Annotated in this window: 15 protein-coding genes; 10 read left to right on the top strand and 5 right to left on the bottom strand. The window is 65.3% G+C overall.

The genetic code is table 11. The features are described from left to right. Positions 1-56: 56 nt before the first annotated feature. The 3 genes from C5L14_RS04540 to C5L14_RS04530 are packed head-to-tail and all read left to right on the top strand — an operon-like array spanning position 57 to position 946. Positions 57-377 carry a hypothetical protein gene (locus C5L14_RS04540; RefSeq protein WP_105860868.1) on the top strand — a complete coding sequence of 107 codons (321 nt, stop codon included), beginning with the start codon at positions 57-59 and terminating at the stop codon, positions 375-377. Positions 378-383: 6 nt separating this feature from the next. Further along, complete coding sequence (locus C5L14_RS04535) at positions 384-605, top strand: SlyX family protein (protein ID WP_105860867.1); 222 nt, start codon at positions 384-386, stop codon at positions 603-605. Between the two features lie 14 nt (positions 606-619). Beyond that, the gene (locus C5L14_RS04530; protein ID WP_105860866.1) at positions 620-946 is read left to right on the top strand and encodes a hypothetical protein; all 327 of its coding nucleotides are present in this window, start codon (positions 620-622) and stop codon (positions 944-946) included. Positions 947-1,269: 323 nt separating this feature from the next. Here the strand turns inward: C5L14_RS04530 and C5L14_RS04525 are convergent, their stop codons facing one another. Beyond that, positions 1,270-4,575: a GH36-type glycosyl hydrolase domain-containing protein gene (locus tag C5L14_RS04525; RefSeq protein ID WP_105860865.1), complete on the bottom strand. Its 3,306-nt coding sequence runs from the start codon at positions 4,573-4,575 to the stop codon at positions 1,270-1,272. A 535-nt stretch (positions 4,576-5,110) separates the two neighbouring features. Between C5L14_RS04525 and C5L14_RS04520 the strand changes: the two genes are divergently transcribed. After that, positions 5,111-5,998 (top strand): bifunctional 5,10-methylenetetrahydrofolate dehydrogenase/5,10-methenyltetrahydrofolate cyclohydrolase, encoded by an 888-nt coding sequence (locus C5L14_RS04520; protein WP_105860864.1) that lies wholly within the window; start codon positions 5,111-5,113, stop codon positions 5,996-5,998. Between the two features lie 170 nt (positions 5,999-6,168). On the opposite strand, the gene scpA is transcribed toward C5L14_RS04520, so the two are convergent. The 3 genes from scpA to C5L14_RS04505 all read right to left on the bottom strand — a co-directional run bounded on the left by scpA (position 6,169) and on the right by C5L14_RS04505 (position 12,282). Further along, a complete protein-coding gene (gene scpA / locus C5L14_RS04515) occupies positions 6,169-8,346 on the bottom strand; it encodes a methylmalonyl-CoA mutase (protein ID WP_428832606.1) in 2,178 nt (725 codons plus the stop codon). A 156-nt stretch (positions 8,347-8,502) separates the two neighbouring features. Continuing rightward, complete coding sequence (locus tag C5L14_RS04510) at positions 8,503-10,524, bottom strand: acetyl-CoA carboxylase biotin carboxylase subunit (RefSeq protein WP_105860862.1); 2,022 nt, start codon at positions 10,522-10,524, stop codon at positions 8,503-8,505. 225 nt (positions 10,525-10,749) lie between these two features. Continuing rightward, complete coding sequence (locus C5L14_RS04505) at positions 10,750-12,282, bottom strand: acyl-CoA carboxylase subunit beta (protein ID WP_105860861.1); 1,533 nt, start codon at positions 12,280-12,282, stop codon at positions 10,750-10,752. Between the two features lie 302 nt (positions 12,283-12,584). Between C5L14_RS04505 and C5L14_RS04500 the strand changes: the two genes are divergently transcribed. The 6 genes from C5L14_RS04500 to C5L14_RS04475 all read left to right on the top strand — a co-directional run bounded on the left by C5L14_RS04500 (position 12,585) and on the right by C5L14_RS04475 (position 16,461). Then, entirely contained in the window at positions 12,585-13,988 is a 1,404-nt protein-coding gene (locus C5L14_RS04500; RefSeq protein WP_105860860.1) for a helix-turn-helix domain-containing protein, read from the top strand. 13 nt (positions 13,989-14,001) lie between these two features. After that, positions 14,002-14,550: a cytochrome b gene (locus C5L14_RS04495; RefSeq protein WP_105860859.1), complete on the top strand. Its 549-nt coding sequence runs from the start codon at positions 14,002-14,004 to the stop codon at positions 14,548-14,550. Between the two features lie 89 nt (positions 14,551-14,639). Then, the gene (locus tag C5L14_RS04490) at positions 14,640-14,930 is read left to right on the top strand and encodes a YciI family protein (RefSeq protein ID WP_105860858.1); all 291 of its coding nucleotides are present in this window, start codon (positions 14,640-14,642) and stop codon (positions 14,928-14,930) included. Between the two features lie 19 nt (positions 14,931-14,949). Beyond that, positions 14,950-15,369, top strand: coding sequence for an EVE domain-containing protein (locus C5L14_RS04485; protein ID WP_105860857.1), 420 nt, complete (start codon positions 14,950-14,952; stop codon positions 15,367-15,369). A 15-nt stretch (positions 15,370-15,384) separates the two neighbouring features. Then, a complete protein-coding gene (locus tag C5L14_RS04480; protein ID WP_105860856.1) occupies positions 15,385-15,993 on the top strand; it encodes an HAD family hydrolase in 609 nt (202 codons plus the stop codon). Positions 15,994-16,020: 27 nt separating this feature from the next. Next, positions 16,021-16,461, top strand: a complete 441-nt coding sequence (locus C5L14_RS04475) for an acetyltransferase (protein WP_105860855.1) — start codon at positions 16,021-16,023, stop codon at positions 16,459-16,461. A 30-nt stretch (positions 16,462-16,491) separates the two neighbouring features. Here C5L14_RS04475 and C5L14_RS29910 read toward each other — a convergent pair whose 3' ends face one another. Beyond that, on the bottom strand, positions 16,492-16,758 hold the full coding sequence (locus C5L14_RS29910) for a hypothetical protein (protein WP_146126832.1): 267 nt from the start codon (positions 16,756-16,758) through the stop codon (positions 16,492-16,494). Positions 16,759-16,839: the final 81 nt, after the last annotated feature.

Below are 16,839 nucleotides of genomic sequence, written 5' to 3'. Positions count from 1 at the left end.
TCTAGCGCAAATATCTTGCCAAGAAGTTGGATGAGAAAGCCGAAAAGGGGCGAAGCGTGGGCGGCATCATTCGTGTTATCATCGCGGTGGCATTGTTGTGCAGCCTGCCTGCCGTTGCGCAGGCGGGCATCCGGTTCGGCCCGGCGACCTGCCCGGTCCCCGCCGATGCGGCGTTCAAGGTCCTGGGCGCCAGGGGCGAGCTCGACGGCGTTGCCTCCGAATATGCCTGGTTGCGCAAGAACAGGCCCGGCTGGCGGCGCGACCGGCAGGTCCTGTTGAACGGGAACGGGCGCCTTTACGACGTGCTGGATATTTCCAAGGGCAGCGCGAAGCAGGCGATCTGCTTCGATATCAGTGATTTCTTCGGCAAGATGTGAGGGGCCATGACCGAGATCGAGACGCTCAATTCTCGCATCGACGCTCTGGAGACGCGCGTGGCCTTCCAGGACGAGACCATCGAGGATCTCAACCAGGCCATCATCGCGCAATGGAAGCAGATCGAGGCGCTGAACCGGTTGCTCGCCCAGCTGCAGGATCGCGTCGAGATCGGCGAGCAGCGCGCCGATCTCGCCGGTTTGCCCGAACCACCGCCGCCGCATTATTGAGGATCGAGACAATCATGCCGGAACCGACCGTGACCGAAGATCCGCAATCCTCCTCCCCGATATCGCTTGCCCAGGCGGCCCGGCTTCTCGGGATGGAGACCAAGCCTCTTGCCAATGTCGCGCGCCAGCACGGCTTCTTCACGGCCATGGGCCGGGACGTCTTCTTCACGCAGGAGCAGCTCAAGCAGGTGAAGGCGCTGCTGGCGGACAAGGCGCGAGCCGAGAAGAGGGCGGCTTCGCGCAAGAGGAAGCCCGTCTCCACCTTCGGCGTGCATGAGAGCACGGAGCTGCGCAAGCTGCGTCGCCGCACCAAGAAGCGTCAGGCCAAGAAGGAAGAGTAGAGTTCCGGGTGCGGGACGTCTCGTCCATAGGCGCTAAGATAAGGCCAGAGACGCGACGCCGGCCACCCCTTCGCCCCGTTCTTACGGGGAGAAGGTAAGGATGAGGGGCGGCGCGACCTCACAAACTGACGCCTTGCGTAGCCCCTCACCTCCATCCTCTCCCCGTAAACGGGGCGAGGGGGCTCATATGTCGAGCTTCATCTCCAACCGCCTCATCTCGCCCAACCCCTTATCTTAGCGCCTATGGACGTCTCGTCCGCATCTTCCTTGCCGCAGGCGCTGCGTTTCCAAGAGCGGACGAGACGTCCCGCACCCGGAGAGATTTACGCCAGATTCGACCGGCTGCCCTCCAGCGCCGCCACCGCCAGCGGGTTCTCTTCCCTCACACCGAAATGCCGGCGCTTACCCAGCACCTGCTCGACGATGGCGCGGGTATAGAGCCCCGGGCCGCTCGAATAGATGCGCCAGCCACCGTCGACATCGACCGTCCCCGCCCTGACCCGGCCCCATTCTGCACTGGCGACATAGCGGTCGGGGAAGGCGGCGTCGGAGGAGGAGAAATAGGTGTTGCGCTGGCGCAGCGATGCGTTGGGAAGGCGCTGCGTCACCGCGATCGGGTTGATCAGGGCAAGGCCGTCCCAGACCTTCTGGGCCTCGCCATGCTTGGCCAGGGCCTCGCAATAACGCAGATGGGCGTGCACATACATCAGGCCGATTTCGCGCCCGAAGAAGGACGAGGATTCGGCGCGGCGGAACAGTTTTTCCGGGCCGCCATTGTAGACGACGGGACGGTTCATCAGATGGGCGCCGTCGGGCAGCAGCAGATGCTCCTCGATCAGCTTGAGGTGGCGGCGTGCCTGATCATGCGTGAACAGGCCGCCGATGATCGGCTGCGTCATCGAGATCAGCGAATAGGACAGGCCCGTCCTGGTGTCGCTGGGATGCAGCAGCAGTTCGACGCCGCCCTGCTTCGCATCGACCGGGGCGATGTCGGTCCCGGTGGGAGCCGCCTCCGCTGCGCCGAAGATCTCGGGATCGAACAGGCCGTAGCCGGCCACCACGCCGTCGCGGACGAGATGCTGGTTGAAATCGCCGCGCATGCGGGCCGCGAGATCGGACAATTCGACGCTGCGGGCTGTCTCGCCCCGGCGCTTGAGGATGGAAGAATAGCGCACGATCTGTTCATAGAGCAGCGCCACGGTCCAGCTGGACACCATCCAGTCGCGCAAGTGCGGATCGGCGGGCTGGAGCGAATCGTTCCAGTCGCCCTCGCCATAGCGCACCAGATGGGTGCCGGGGATGAAGCTGGCCGAAACCGTGGCGAGGAGCTTGTCGACATGGGCGGCGAGCGTCGACCGCGCCGCAGTCGCCGCATTCTTGTCGTCGCGCCACGGCGCCTGCGCCTCGAGCACGGTGAGGTCGCCGGTGGCCTCGACATAGTCGCACAGCGCCTTCAGCGGCCAGACGATGACGTCGCCATGGCTGTCGCCCGCCCGGATATAGGGATAGGGATCGAGCATGAACCATTGCGGCCAGTCGCCCCGATTCTGCGACTGCTCGCCGAAGAGAGTGAGGAGAATGTGGCGCACCTCGGCGTCATGTTCGAGAGCCAGCATCAGCTCGACCGGGCCCTGGCAGACGTCGCGGGTGCCCCAGGCGGCGCCGGTATATTGCTCCAGCCCGTGCGGCACGGTGAGATGCATCATGGCGTCGTGGGCGAGCCAGGGCAGGAAGAGATTCTGGGCCTCGACATCAGGGCCGCTGCCCTTCAGGCTGAGGTCGCGGGTGAGAAGGCTCCAAAACCGGCGCGCCGGGGCAAGCAGGCTCTCGGCATCCGGGCCGGCGGCAAAACGCGCGGCCAGTCGTTCGCCCTCGGCGGCCGACGTCATCGAGCCGGTGACCGCGAAGACGAGTTCATTGGTGGCATGGGAGCGCAGGGCGACATAGGCGCCGCCGCGGGGGCGGCCGTCCTGGTAGATGAGCTCGTCGCCGCCCATGGCTTCGACGGCAGCCGGCGTGGAGGTGACGAGGTGATAGGCCGCCTCCTTGTAGGTCTGGCCCCACAGCCAATCCGAGCCGGGGGTGAGGCTGATGCGCTTGGCTGAAACATCGATGGTGACGGTGCCGGTCTGCTCATAGTCGCGCTCGCCCATCACCACATGGCCGAACACCAGGAAGCGGCAGGGAGCCCCGTCGACGGTGACGCGCCACTGCATGGCCGGCGCGTCGCCGGCGGCCACTGCGCGCACGGTGATCGTGCGTTCGGGCAGGCGATAGATCCACCGGGCATCGCTCAACCCGATGTCGAAGGCGCTCGGCACGGCCAGCAGCTCCCAGCCGCCACCCAGGTCGACGAGGATGCGCAGGCCGCTGCCGCGCGTGATGTTGTAGGGGTCGCGCGAGACCGAGAACAGCTTGTGGAAGGAGGTGTTGCCGATGGTGAGCTGCGCTCCGAACACGCCATGCATCCAGGCGGTGGAGCACAGGGTTGCGTCGTCGAGCCGCATGCTGGCGCCACTGCGCAAGAGGGCGCCGTGGCGGCGCGGCACCTGGGCTTCCTTGGCGGCGAGCACGACATGCCGGTTCTGCTCGCCCTCCGGCACGAAGAAGGAGAGCAAGGTGCCGTTCCGGGTCTCTTCCGCCCGGCGTTCGGGATAGAGCGCGGCGATCTCGCCCGCCTCGAGCGGCAGGGCCGCCAGGGGAGCGGCATCCTGCACCAGGCTGCGCGCCGTCCCGGCGGGCGAGGGCATATCCGTGCCGGCTTCACCCGCACGGACGGCTGCGGCGGCGGCCACGGGCAGGTCGGCAGGGCCGGAAGCGGCCGGATGATCCCGCGACAGCAGGCCGAAGAAGGTGATCTCGGCCCTCGCGTCCTGCCCGACAGTGGCGGCATTGGACTGCAGGGCGATGCAGCCGACCTCGTGCTGGCGGCGCTGCGAGGGCAGATCGGTGCCGAAGGGGACGGCGAACACGCCGGTCATGCGGTAATCCGGGCCGAGGACCTGGATCGCGTCGGTGGCGAAGCCTTTCGCGCCGCTGGCGCAGCCCTGCGCCAGCCAGGGGAACTTGCCGCCCTGCGACAGGTTCTGCCGGCTCATCAGCACCGGGCCGAGGGTTTCGTGCGTCTCGACATGATGGTCGAGATATTGCGAGACATAGGCTTCGCTGTTCATCAGGAAGCCGCGGCTGCCCAGGCCGACATCCTGGATGAGGACGAGGTCGCAGGAGCGGGCCGGCCCCGAGCCTGACAGCTCGGCCTGCCAGAACCACAGTGCCTCGCTGGGATGGAGCGCCAGCCTTACCCGATAGGCGATGCCGCCGGCCTCGCCCTGCCAGACCGCGCTGGAGCCACCGGCCGCAAAAAGGCCCTTGGCGCCGGGGCCGACCAGTTCCTGCACGAAGGGATTCGCGCCGCCGGCGCGCAGATAGAGCCGGCCGATGCCGCCATGGACCGGCGATCCCAGCACCTGGTTGAGGGTGATGCGGTCCTTGCCGTCGTCATGGTCGATTGAAAAGACGGTGCCGTTCTCCAGGAAGGAGACGCTGAGGCCGCCGGTGTTGCGGATGGTCCTGAGCTGGAGATCCTTTTCGCGCGGGATCGAAAATTGGCGCGTGCTGCCATCGGCCATGGCCTGTCTCCTCAAGCTGGCCGGCCGATAGGCGATACCCGCGAATCGCAGGGCCATCGGTCGACCTTGTCAGGACGCTACTCCGGAGGCAAAAGCGGGTCCTGTCAACGGTTCCGGAATGACACATTCCAACTACGCAGAGTGCACGCTCGGGGCCAGGAACGCGGCGCCGGTCATCCCTTCGCCCCGTTCTTACGGGGTATCGTCAACTCTCTTGAGTTGACTAGAGGTAAGGATGAGGGGCAGCTCGACCTCTTAAATTGAAGGCATTGCGTAGCCCCTCACCTCTATCCTCTCCCCGTAAACGGGGCGAGGGGGCGCAAGTGTTGAGTCTTTTCGGCGTCCGGTCATCTCGCCCAACCCTATCCTACCGCCTGGACGTCTCGTCCGCATCATGCCCCCGAGCTGGCCGCGCATCTGAGGGAAAAACAAGACAGAACAGGGCGAGATAGGCTTGTTGCGCGAGACATGTCTGCGCTATAATTTATTCTCAAGAAAAAAATTCCACTACCCGTAAACAAATCGAAAGCTTGCCATGACCGACTTGATCGACGGCAACGTCCATGCGGCCAATGTCCGCGCCCGCACCAAGGTTCGCGCCGAGGCCTTCGCCGCCGCCCATGGCCGCAAGCCGCGCCTCGACGTGGTGATCGTCGGCAACAACCCGGCGAGCCGGGCCTATGTGAACACCAAGGCCAAGATGGCGCATGAGACGGCGATCGACGGCCGTCTGATCGAACTGCCGGAGACGGTTTCCAAGGAAGAACTGCTCGGTGTGATCGCCGGCCTCAATGCCGATGCGGGCGTTGACGGCATCCTGGTGCAGCTGCCGCTGCCCGACCATCTCGACGGCCAGATGATGATCGACGCCATCCATCCGGCCAAGGATGTCGACGGCTTCCATCCGATGAATGTCGGCAAGCTCTTCACCGCGTCCAGGATCGATCCGGAAGCGATGCTGATCCCCTGCACCCCGCTCGGCTCGCTCCTGATGCTGCTCGACACCGTTGGCAAGGAAGGGCTTTCCGGCAAGAAGGCGGTGGTCGTCGGCCGTTCCAACATCGTCGGCAAGCCGATGGCGCAGTTGTTGCTCGCCTATGACTGCACGGTGACCATCGCCCATTCGCGCACCAAGGATCTGCCAGCCGTCTGCCGCGAGGCCGATATCCTGGTGGCCGCCGTCGGCAGGCCCGAAATGGTCAAGGGCGACTGGATCAAGGACGGTGCCGTGGTCATCGATGTCGGCATCAACCGCGTGCCCACCGAGGACGGCAAGGGCCGCATCGTCGGCGACGTCGCCACGAACGAAGCCATGGGCAAGGCCTCCTACATCACCCCGGTTCCCGGCGGTGTCGGCAAGATGACCGTGGCCTGCCTGCTGCACAACACCATCGTGGCTGCGGAAGCCAGGGTGAAGGGGTAAAAGCGCAACCAGCCTTCCCCCCTTGCGGGTATCGTCCACTCCACTTGGAGTGGACTGGGTGCCCCGAAGGGGCGGATGAGGGGTGAAACTCGACATGGATGGGGGGCGCCAACACCCCTCATCCGTCATTGCTTCGCAATGCCACCTTCTCCCGCAAGGGGAGAAGGTTTCTAGCGCCGCTCGTTGCTCAGCCGGCCCTCCAGCAGATCGAGCACGGTGCGGGCCGCATCGAGCACCGGCGTGCCCGGGCCGAACACGGCCGCAACGCCGGCCTCGTGCAGGAAATCATAGTCCTGGCGCGGAATGACGCCGCCGCAGACCACGGCGATATCGGCGCGGCCGCGCGCCTTCAGCCTTTCGATCAGCTGGGGCAGCAGCGTCTTGTGACCTGCCGCGAGCGAGGAGATGCCGACGACGTCGACCTTCTCGGCCAAAGCAAGGTCGACAGCCTCGTCCGGCGTCTGGAACAGCGGGCCGGAAACCACCTCGAAACCCATGTCGGTGAAGGCCGATGCCACCACACGGGCGCCGCGGTCATGGCCGTCCTGGCCGAGCTTGGCCACCAGGATGCGGGGCTTGGCGCCGCGTCGCGCCGTGAAACCGGCGATGCGGTCGGCGAGGACAGCCACTTCCGGTCCCTCGCCGAAAGCGGTGCGATAAATATCCGTCACCACCTCGGGGCGGGCGCTGTGGTCCCCGAACACAGCCCTGAGCGCGTCGGAGATCTCGCCCACGGTCGCGCGGTGGCGGGCGGCTTCGACGGCCGCCTCCAGGAGATTGCCGGTGCCCGTGCGTGCCACCTCGGCGAGGGCGGCGAGGGCCTTGGCGACCGCCTGCGGGTCGCGCCGGCGCCTGATATCCTCCAATCGCCGGATCTGCGCGGCCCGTACGGCGTGATTGTCGATGTCGAGGCTGTCGATCGCAGGCTCGTCTTCGAGCTGGTAGCGGTTGACGCCCACCACCACCTCGTCGCCGCGGTCGATGGCCGCCTGCCGCCTGGTCGCGGCCTCCTCGATCAGGCGTTTGGGCAGGCCGGCCGCCACCGCCGCCGTCATGCCGCCCATCGCCTCGACCTCCTCGATCAGCGTCCAGGCCTGGCTGGCGAGGTCATGGGTGAGGCTTTCGACGTAATAGGAGCCGGCCAGGGGATCCACAACCTTGGTCACGCCGGTCTCGTGCTGCAGGATCAGCTGGGTGTTTCGGGCGATGCGGGCCGAGAATTCCGTTGGCAGCGCGATGGCCTCGTCGAAGGAATTGGTGTGCAGCGACTGTGTGCCGCCGAGCGCCGCCGCCATCGCTTCATAGGCGGTGCGCACGATGTTGTTGTAGGGGTCGCGCTCGGCCAGCGACACGCCCGAGGTCTGGCAATGCGTGCGCAGCATCAGCGATTGCGGGTCCTTCGGCCCGAACTCGGTCATGATGCGCGACCACAGGAGGCGGGCCGCGCGCAGCTTGGCCACCTCCATGAAGAAATTCATGCCGATGGCGAAGAAGAAGGAGAGCCGGCCGGCGAAGGCGTCGACGTCGAGCCCCTTGGCCAGCGCCGCCCGCACATAGTCGCGGCCGTCGGCCAGGGTGAAGGCGAGCTCCTGCACCAAAGTCGCCCCCGCTTCCTGCATGTGGTAGCCGGAGATCGAGATCGAGTTGAAGCGCGGCATCTCCCGGGCGGTGTAGGCAATGATGTCGGCGACGACACGCATCGAGGCTTGCGGCGGGTAGATATAGGTGTTGCGGGTGATGAATTCCTTGAGAATGTCATTCTGGATCGTGCCCGATAGTTTCGCGTGCGATACACCCTGTTCCTCGCCCGCCACGATGAAGAAGGCCAGCACCGGCAGCACCGCCCCGTTCATGGTCATGGAGACCGACATCTCCTCGAGCGGGATGGCGTCGAACAGGATCTTCATGTCCTCGACGCTGTCGATGGCGACGCCTGCCTTGCCGACATCGCCTTCCACGCGGGGATGATCGGAATCATAGCCGCGATGGGTGGCGAGGTCGAAGGCGACGGAAAGGCCTTTCTGCCCGGCCGCCAGCGCCTTGCGGTAGAAGGCGTTCGAGGCTTCGGCGGTGGAGAAGCCGGCATATTGGCGGATGGTCCAGGGCCGGCCGGCATACATGGTGGCGCGCGGCCCGCGCAGAAAAGGCTGCTGGCCCGGCAGGGAACCGAGATGGGCGATGCCGGCGAGGTCGGCCTGCGTATAGAGCGGCTTGACCGCGATGCCCTCCGGGGTCTGCCAGGTCAGGCTGTCGGGATCGGCCTTGACCTCCTTTTTCGCGAGCCTGCGCCAGTCTTCGAGTGCGGTGGCTTGGGATGTGGAGGATTTCGACATCGCTGGGTCTGACATCATTTGCCTCATACTCGGTAATTGCTCACCCTCCCCTGGAGGGGGAGGGTCGACGCGGAGCGTCGGGGTGGGGTGATTTCCTCCACCGTTGTGTTTTTTCACCCCACCCCGGACTTCGTCCGACCCTCCCCCTTCAGGGGAGGGTGAATTGTTCTCTCATTCGAATTCGAGGATGAGTTCGTCGACGGCGAGGCTGGCGCCCTCGGCCACGGCGATGCGGCGGATCGTGCCGGCCTTCTCGGCGCGCAGCACGTTCTCCATCTTCATCGCCTCGATGGTGGCGAGCGCCTGGCCCGCTTCCACGGCCTCGCCCTCGCTGACGGTGATCGCGGCGACCACGCCGGGCATCGGGCAGAGCAGCAGCTTGGAGGTATCGGGCGGAATTTTCTCGCGCATCAGGCGGGCGAGCTCGGCGACGCGGGGGCTGCGCACCTGCACGAGGACGTCGCGGCCATGCCAGCGCAGGCGCAGCCCGCCGGGAGTGACGCCAACCTTCACGGCCATGGCCTCGCCGCCGACGCTGAACTGGCCAAGGGGCTGGCCCGGCGTCCATCGGCTGCTGACGGCGAGCAGCGGGCCGTCGGCGAAGACGACATGGTAGCCGCCATCGACGGCATCGATGGTGAAGGGCAGGGCCTGCCCCGCCAGGGTGGCGACGAAGTCGCGGCCGATGGCGCGGCGGTGATTGTCCATGGCGCCGGAGATGGCGCTGTCGCGGTGCTGGCGGATATGGCTCACCACGGCGGCTACGGCCGCCAGGCGCGGCAGGTCGGCCTCCGTCGGCGTCACACCCGTGAACCCGCCCACATATTCCTCCGCGATGAAGGCGGTGGTCAGCCGCCCGGCGCGGAAACGCTCGTGATCGGCGAGGGCCGCCAGGAAGGGCAGGTTATGGCCGATACCCTCCAGCTCGACCCGGTCGAGGGCGCGGGCAAGGGCGTCTATGGCCTCCAGGCGGGTCGGCGCATGGGTGCACAGCTTGGCGATCATCGGGTCGTAATGGATCGAGATCTCGCCGCCTTCCTGCACGCCGGCATCCACCCGCACCAGGCCGCCTTCGCCATCCGGCCCTTCGGCCGGCGGACGATAGCGGGTCAGGCGCCCGATCGAGGGCAGGAAGTTGCGATAGGGATCCTCGGCATAGACGCGCGCTTCCATCGCCCAGCCGGAGAGGCGAACCTCGTCCTGGCGGATCGGCAGGCGCTCGCCGGCGGCGACGCGGATCATCGCCTCCACCAGGTCGATGCCGGTAACCAGCTCGGTCACGGGATGCTCGACCTGAAGGCGCGTGTTCATCTCCAGGAAGTAGAAATTGCGGTTCTTGTCGACGATGAATTCCACCGTGCCGGCGGAGTGGTACCCGACCGCCCGGGAGAGGGCCACGGCCTGCTCGCCCATGGCGCGCCGCGTTGCCTCGTCGAGGAAGGAGGAGGGCGCTTCCTCGATGACCTTCTGATTGCGGCGCTGGATCGAGCATTCGCGCTCGCCCAGATAGATCAGATTGCCGTGGCGGTCGCCCAGTACCTGGATCTCGATATGGCGCGGCTCGGTGACGAATTTCTCGATGAAGATGCGGTCGTCGCCGAAGGAGGACTTGGCCTCCGAGCGCGAGGCGCGGAAGCCCTCGCGGGCCTCGGCGTCGTTCCAGGCGATGCGCATGCCCTTGCCGCCGCCGCCGGCGGAGGCCTTGATCATCACGGGATAGCCGATCTCGGCTGCGATGCGGGCGGCTTCGGCGGCGTCCTCGATCAGGCCCATATGGCCGGGCACCGTCGACACGCCGGCTTCGGCCGCCAGCTTCTTCGACGTGATCTTGTCGCCCATCGCCTCGATCGCCCTGGGGGGCGGGCCGATGAAGGCGACGCCCTCCTCGGCGAGCGCCTGGGCGAAGGCGGCGTTCTCCGACAGGAAGCCATAACCCGGATGCACCGCGTCGGCACCCGTCTGGCGGACCGCGGCGAGAATGGCGTCGATCACCAGATAGGATTGGGAAGAGGGCGGCGGGCCGATGCGCACGGCTTCGTCGGCCTCGCGTACATGCACCGCGTCACGGTCGGCATCGGAATAGACCGCAACGGTGGCGATGCCGAGCCTGCGGGCGCTGCGGATGACGCGGCAGGCGATCTCGCCGCGATTGGCGATCAGGATCTTCTTGAGCAGGGGGGGATTCGTGTTCATGGGCGCCAATCAGGGTTTGCGTAGCACGGTTCCTTACGCTCCCCTCGATGGGGAGGGTCGACGCGAAGCGTCGGGGTGGGGTGACCCGCTCGCAGAAGCGTATGACATTCATCATCGCCACGGGTGCATCCCACCCCACCCCGGCCTTTCAGGCCGACCCTCCCCATCGAGGGGAGGGTAAAGCGATACGTCCTTGTCGTTCTCACCATCACCCTCATCCCACCCTCATAGCGGCATGGTGTCGTGCTTGCGCCAGCGCGTCTCGGCCGCCTTGCGGCGCAGCGCCGCGAAGGCCCGGGCGATACGCTTGCGCGAGGTGTGCGGCATGATCACCTCATCGATGAAGCCGCGCTCGGCCGCGATGAAGGGATTGGCGAAACGGGCCTCGTAGTCCCGGGTGCGCTCGGCGATCTTGTCGGGATCGCCGAGTTCGGCCCGGTGCAGGATCTCGGCCGCGCCCTTGGCGCCCATCACCGCGATCTCGGCCGTCGGCCAGGCATAATTGACGTCGGCGCCGATATGCTTGGAAGCCATGACGTCATAGGCGCCGCCATAGGCCTTGCGCGTGATCAGCGTCACCATCGGCACGGTGGCCTGGGAATAGGCGAAGAGCAGCTTGGCGCCATGCTTGATCACCCCGCCATATTCCTGGCCGGTGCCCGGCAGGAAGCCGGGCACGTCGACCAAAGTCAGGATCGGGATCGAGAAGGCGTCGCAGAAGCGCACGAAGCGCGCGCCCTTGCGCGAGGAATCGATGTCGAGGCAGCCGGCCAGCACCAGAGGCTGGTTGGCGACCACGCCGACGGTGCGGCCCTCGATGCGGATGAAGCCAGTGACGAGGTTGCGGGCGAAGGCCTCGCCGACCTCGAAGAAATCGCCTTCGTCGGCGACGGCCAGGATCAGCTCCTTCATGTCGTAGGGCTTGGTGGAGCTGTCGGGCACCAGCGTATCCAGGCGCATCTCCAGCCGGGACGGATCGTCGTGGAAAGGGCGCACCGGCGGCTTGTCGTGATTGTTGAGCGGCAGGAAATCGAACAGGCGCCGGATCTCCTCCAGGGCCTCGACATCATTGTCGAAGGCGCCGTCCGCCACCGAGGATTTCTGGGTGTGGGTGCGGGCGCCGCCGAGTTCCTCGGCGCTGACCACCTCGTTGGTGACCGTCTTCACCACGTCGGGCCCGGTGACGAACATGTAGGAGGTGTCGCGCACCATGAAGATGAAGTCAGTCATCGCCGGCGAATAGACCGCGCCGCCGGCACAGGGCCCCATGATCACCGAGATCTGCGGCACCACGCCCGAAGCCTCGACATTGCGCTTGAAGACGTCGGCATAGCCGGCCAGCGAGGCGACGCCTTCCTGGATGCGGGCACCGCCGGAATCGTTGAGGCCGATCACCGGCGCGCCGTTGCGCAAGGCCATATCCATGATCTTGCAGATCTTCTGGGCGTGGGTCTCCGACAGCGAGCCGCCGAGCACGGTGAAGTCCTGGCTGAACACATAGACGAGGCGGCCATTGATGGTGCCCCAGCCGGTGACCACGCCATCGCCGGCGACCTTCTGGTTCGCCATGCCGAAATCCACGGCGCGATGGGTGACATACATGTCGAACTCCTCGAAGGAGCCCTCGTCGAGCAGCACTTCCAGGCGTTCGCGCGCCGTCAGCTTGCCCTTGGCATGCTGGGCTTCGATACGCCTGGTGCCGCCGCCGAGCCTCGCCTCCTCGCGGCGGCTTTCCAATTGTTCGAGGACGGCGCGCATCGGGTTTGCTCCATACGGTTCGACATCGCTCGGATCGATATCCCCCGCTGCAGGCAGTGCCCGTGGCGGCATGAAAACGCGGCCTTTGTCATGCCCGGGCCTGACCCGGGCATCCAGCAACTCCCGCTTCGTGTCTCGAGAAGGGCTGGATTGCCGGGTCAAGCCCGGCAACGACAAGGTCGAGCCAATTCGATCCTTTTCATGGACAGACCCTTAGCTTTTCCCGGCCGCTCCTTCCTGCTTGAAAGAGTGCGAATGCATGATTTATGCTACCCGCAATTGCAAATTGCGAAATTGCGAACATGGCCGGCAAACTCTTCATCGGCGCCCGCCTCAGGGCCATTCGCGAGGCTGCCCATGCTACCCAGGCGGCGTTCGCCCAACGGCTCGGCATCTCCACCTCCTATCTCAACCAGATGGAGAACAATCAGCGCCCGCTTTCGGCCGCGGTCCTGCTGGCCCTGGCCGAGCGTTTCGACATCGACATCGCCACCATCGCGCAGAGCGACGGCGACCGCCTGCTCTCGGCCCTGAACGAGGCCCTGGCCGATCCGCTCTTCGACGCGCTGGCGCCGAGCCTGCAGGAATTGAAGCTGGTCACCCAGAATGCGCCGAGCTTCGCCCATGCCCTGATCACCGCGCACCAGGCCTACAGGCGCAACTCCGAACAGCTGGCCAGCCTGGACGGGCGGCTGGCGGGAGGCCTGTCGGAGCCGACGCCCTATGAGGAGGTGCGCGATTTCTTCCACTTCCTCGACAATTACGTGCATGAGCTCGACACCGCCGCCGAGGCCCTGGCCGAGCGCCTGGGGCTGCCCCGCCGCGAGCCCGGCGCCGCCTTCACCGCTCATCTCGAAAGCCGCCATCAGGTCAGGGTGATGCAGGCGCCGGCCGAGGAAGGCATCATCCGCGGCTTCGACAAGGAGGCGCGGGTGCTGCGCCTGCACCCCTATTCACCCGCCGCCACCCGGCATTTCCAGCTCGCCTTCCAGATCGCCGCCCTGGAGGCGGAAGCCGAGATCGCTGCCATCCTGGCCGGGGCAGACTGGCGCAGCACCGAGGCGGTGGAAATTGCCCGCATCGGCCTCACCAATTATTTCGCCGGTGCGCTGACCCTGCCCTACCGGGCCTTCCATGCCGCCGCGCGGGAACTGCGCCATGACCTCGAACTCCTGGCCGCGCGCTTCGGCGCAAGCCTGGAACAGGTGGCCCATCGCCTTTCCACCCTGCAGCGGCCGGGCTTCAAGGGTGTGCCGGTGTTCTTCGCCCGCATCGACCGGGCCGGCAACATCACCAAGCGCCACAGCGCGGCCAAGCTGCAATTCGCCCGCTTCGGTTCCGCCTGCCCGCTCTGGAACGTGCACCAGGCCTTCGAGGCGCCGGGCCGCATCATCCGCCAGCTCGCCGAGACGCCCGACGGGGAGCGCTATCTCAGCGTCGCCACCGAGGTCGCCAAGGGCGGCGGCGGCTTCAATGCAGCCCAGCGGCGCTATGCCATCACGCTGGGCTGCGAAATCGCCTATGCCAGGGACTTCGTCTACGCCGACGGCCTGGATCTTTCCAATCGGGCGGATTTCGATCCGATCGGCATCTCCTGCCGCATCTGCGAGCGCCCGCATTGCCACCAGCGCGCCATGCCGCCCTTGAAGGCCCATCTGGCGGTGAACCACGACCGGCGCGAAATCGTGCCCTATCGCATCGTCTAGGCCGGGGGCGGGGATGGGGTGGAGCCTGAGGGCCCGGCTGTTCCACTGGCTCACGGCCATCGCGATCACCGCACAATGGGCCATCGGTCTTTTCCTCCTCGACGGCATGGCCATGGCGGGCAATGTCTGGCTGACGATCCATCTGTCGCTGGGCCTCGTCATCCTCGCGCTGACCCTGCTTCGCTTCGGCTCGCGGATATTCGACCGCGCACCACGCCGCCTGCGCTTGCCGCTTGTCGCAATCGTGACATCCCTCGGCCATGCGGGCCTCTACGCTTTGCTCCTCCTCGTGCCGCTGACGGGCTGGCTTGGCTATCGTCCCGCGCCGTTCATGCCACCCCCGCTCGCTTTTGGCCTGCTGCCCATGCCCGTGCTGACGGGGCTGGAGGGAATATCGCCGCGCACGATGCTGAGCCTGCATGCCCTGCTGACCTGGGCTCTCGTCGCCCTCGTCGCATTGCATGCGCTGGCGGCCTTGTTCCACGCGATCGTGCTGCGCGACGGAGTCCTCGGCGGCATGCTGCGCGGCCGGGATCGTGGCGATGGCGATCGGCAAGCGTAGGCGCCGGCCGGAATCGAGCCTGGCATGCCTCTCGACATCGTCTCCCGGAATCGCTACGCGAGGACACCGACATCAGGAAAGGCGCCGCCATGCTATTCGTCATCCAATGCGAGGACATTCCCAACGGTCTCGAACTCAGGCAGGCGACGCGCCCGGCTCACCTCGATTATCTGAAGACGCAGGATGCTCATATCCTCGGCGCCGGCCCGTTCCTGGACGCCGAGGAGAAGATGGTGGGCTCGCTGCTGATCGTGGATTTCCCCAGCGAGGCCGAGGCCCGGACCTTCGCCGAAAACGATCCTTACGCCAAGGCCGGCCTGTTCGCCTCTACGAGCATCCGCCGCTGGCGCTGGGGCATCAAGCCCCCGGCCGGCCTCTGATCGCGGCGGGGCAATCGACATGGCCCAATGGCTGATCAAGTCCGAACCCGAAGTGTGGAGCTGGGACCAGCAGGTCGCCGCCGGCGACAAGGGTACGCCCTGGGACGGCGTGCGCAACCATGCCGCCAAACTCAACCTGATGGCGATGAAGAAGGGCGACAAGGCCTTCTTCTACCATTCCAATGAAGGCAAGGCCGTGGTCGGCGTCGCCGAGGTGGTGCGCGAGCACTATCCGGACCCGGCCACGCCCGGCCAGCCCTGGGTGCTAGTGGATTTCAAGGCGGTGGCGCCCTTCCCCAAGCCGGTGACTTTGGCCGACGTCAAGGCCGAGCCCAAGCTCGCCAACATGGCGCTGGTGAAGCTGTCGCGCCTGTCCGTGCAGCCGGTGACGGACGAGGAATGGCAGATCGTCTGCGCCATGGGTGGCTATAAGGGCTGATAGCTGAGCCGCCAGATGAACCGGACTCGTGCCATCAAGGCCGTTGCTTTCGACGCGTTCGGCACGGTGGTCGAGATCGTAGACGAGCGCCGGCCCTATGTGCAGATCGCGCGGGGCCCGCGGGCTGGCGTTTTGGCCTCGTCAATCACGCGGCCGCTCGATCTCGCCGCATTTGCCGATCTGTGCGGCGTGCAGCCGAGCCTCGAATGGAAGGCCGATCTCGAAGCGGAATTGGCCTCCATCCGCGCTTTTGCGGAAAGCCGTGAGGTTCTTATCGCACTGCGTCGGGCGGGCTATCGCGTCGCCCTTGCCTCTAATCTTGCGCAACCCTATGCAGCTCCGCTGGAGGCTCTCTTCGCTGATCTGTTGGACTGTGCCTGCTTCTCATTCGAGATCGGCGCTGCAAAGCCCGATCCTGCTTTTTATCGGGCCCTATGCCTCCAGCTGGACTGTGTGCCAGCAGAAATTCTGATGGTTGGCGATAGCTGGCGAAGCGACTATGAGGGCGCTAGAGGGGCGGGTCTGCAGGCTCTACACCTCGATCGCTGCGGCGTGGGCCGGGCGGGGCGAGAGGGCGCTACCATCACGGATCTCCGCCGTCTGCTCGACATCCTGCCGGCATGAATGTCACTTTATTTGGACTTGCTTGTCATGATCACCCTTCGCTCCTCGCGTCCTACGGACGTGCCCCATCTGCTCGAGATCTGGCGCGGGTCCGTCAAGGTGACGCATGATTTCCTGTTGCCCGGCGATTTCGAGGCGATCGACAAGCTGGTCGCCAACGATTACCTGCCGGCTGCTCCCCTGCATGTTGCCGTTGATGGCGACGACCGGCCGCTCGCCTTCATGGGCATGTCCGATCGCCATATCGATTCGCTGTTCATCGATCCCGCCAAGCGTGGCCAGGGCATCGGCACCTTGCTGGTGCGCCATGCCAGGGAGCAAAGCGAGGGGTCGTTGACCGTCGACGTCAATGAGCAGAACACCCAGGCCGTCGGCTTCTACCGCCATCTCGGCTTCGTCGAGACAGGCCGCTCCGCGCTCGATGGCGACGGACGCCCTTATCCGCTGCTGCATATGCGCCTGGATTAGTTTAGAGCAGGCAGTCTTACTTCGTGGTTTTCATTTTGGTTCAGTTAAGAAATTTACATTTTTATAATCCTCTCCGATAACTAAACCTTGTTTCCCATCAAAAATCTCTCGAAGAACCGTTATTAAATGCAGGATAAATTCTTTATCTTCACCGAGATCAATAATATAAGTTTCATGCCCGTGGAGTTTATAAGCGAGATCCGCTCCAAGATTTGCGGTTAATTCATTATTAGATAATATTATATTTAAGTCGATAACTTTGTAGTTAACCTGGTCAGAAACCATGATTTCAATCATGTCCTGTCCCTTAAAACGCATAAGGGAGAAACAATAATTCTCAGATTGATCTTTTAGATAAATATAGGATCGATGAGGATC

This window comes from Labrys okinawensis (assembly GCF_002982075.1).
Lineage (GTDB): Bacteria > Pseudomonadota > Alphaproteobacteria > Rhizobiales > Labraceae > Labrys > Labrys okinawensis_A.
The sequence above is the reverse complement of the archived record's forward strand: the minus strand, read 5'-3'. Positions and strand labels throughout refer to the sequence as shown.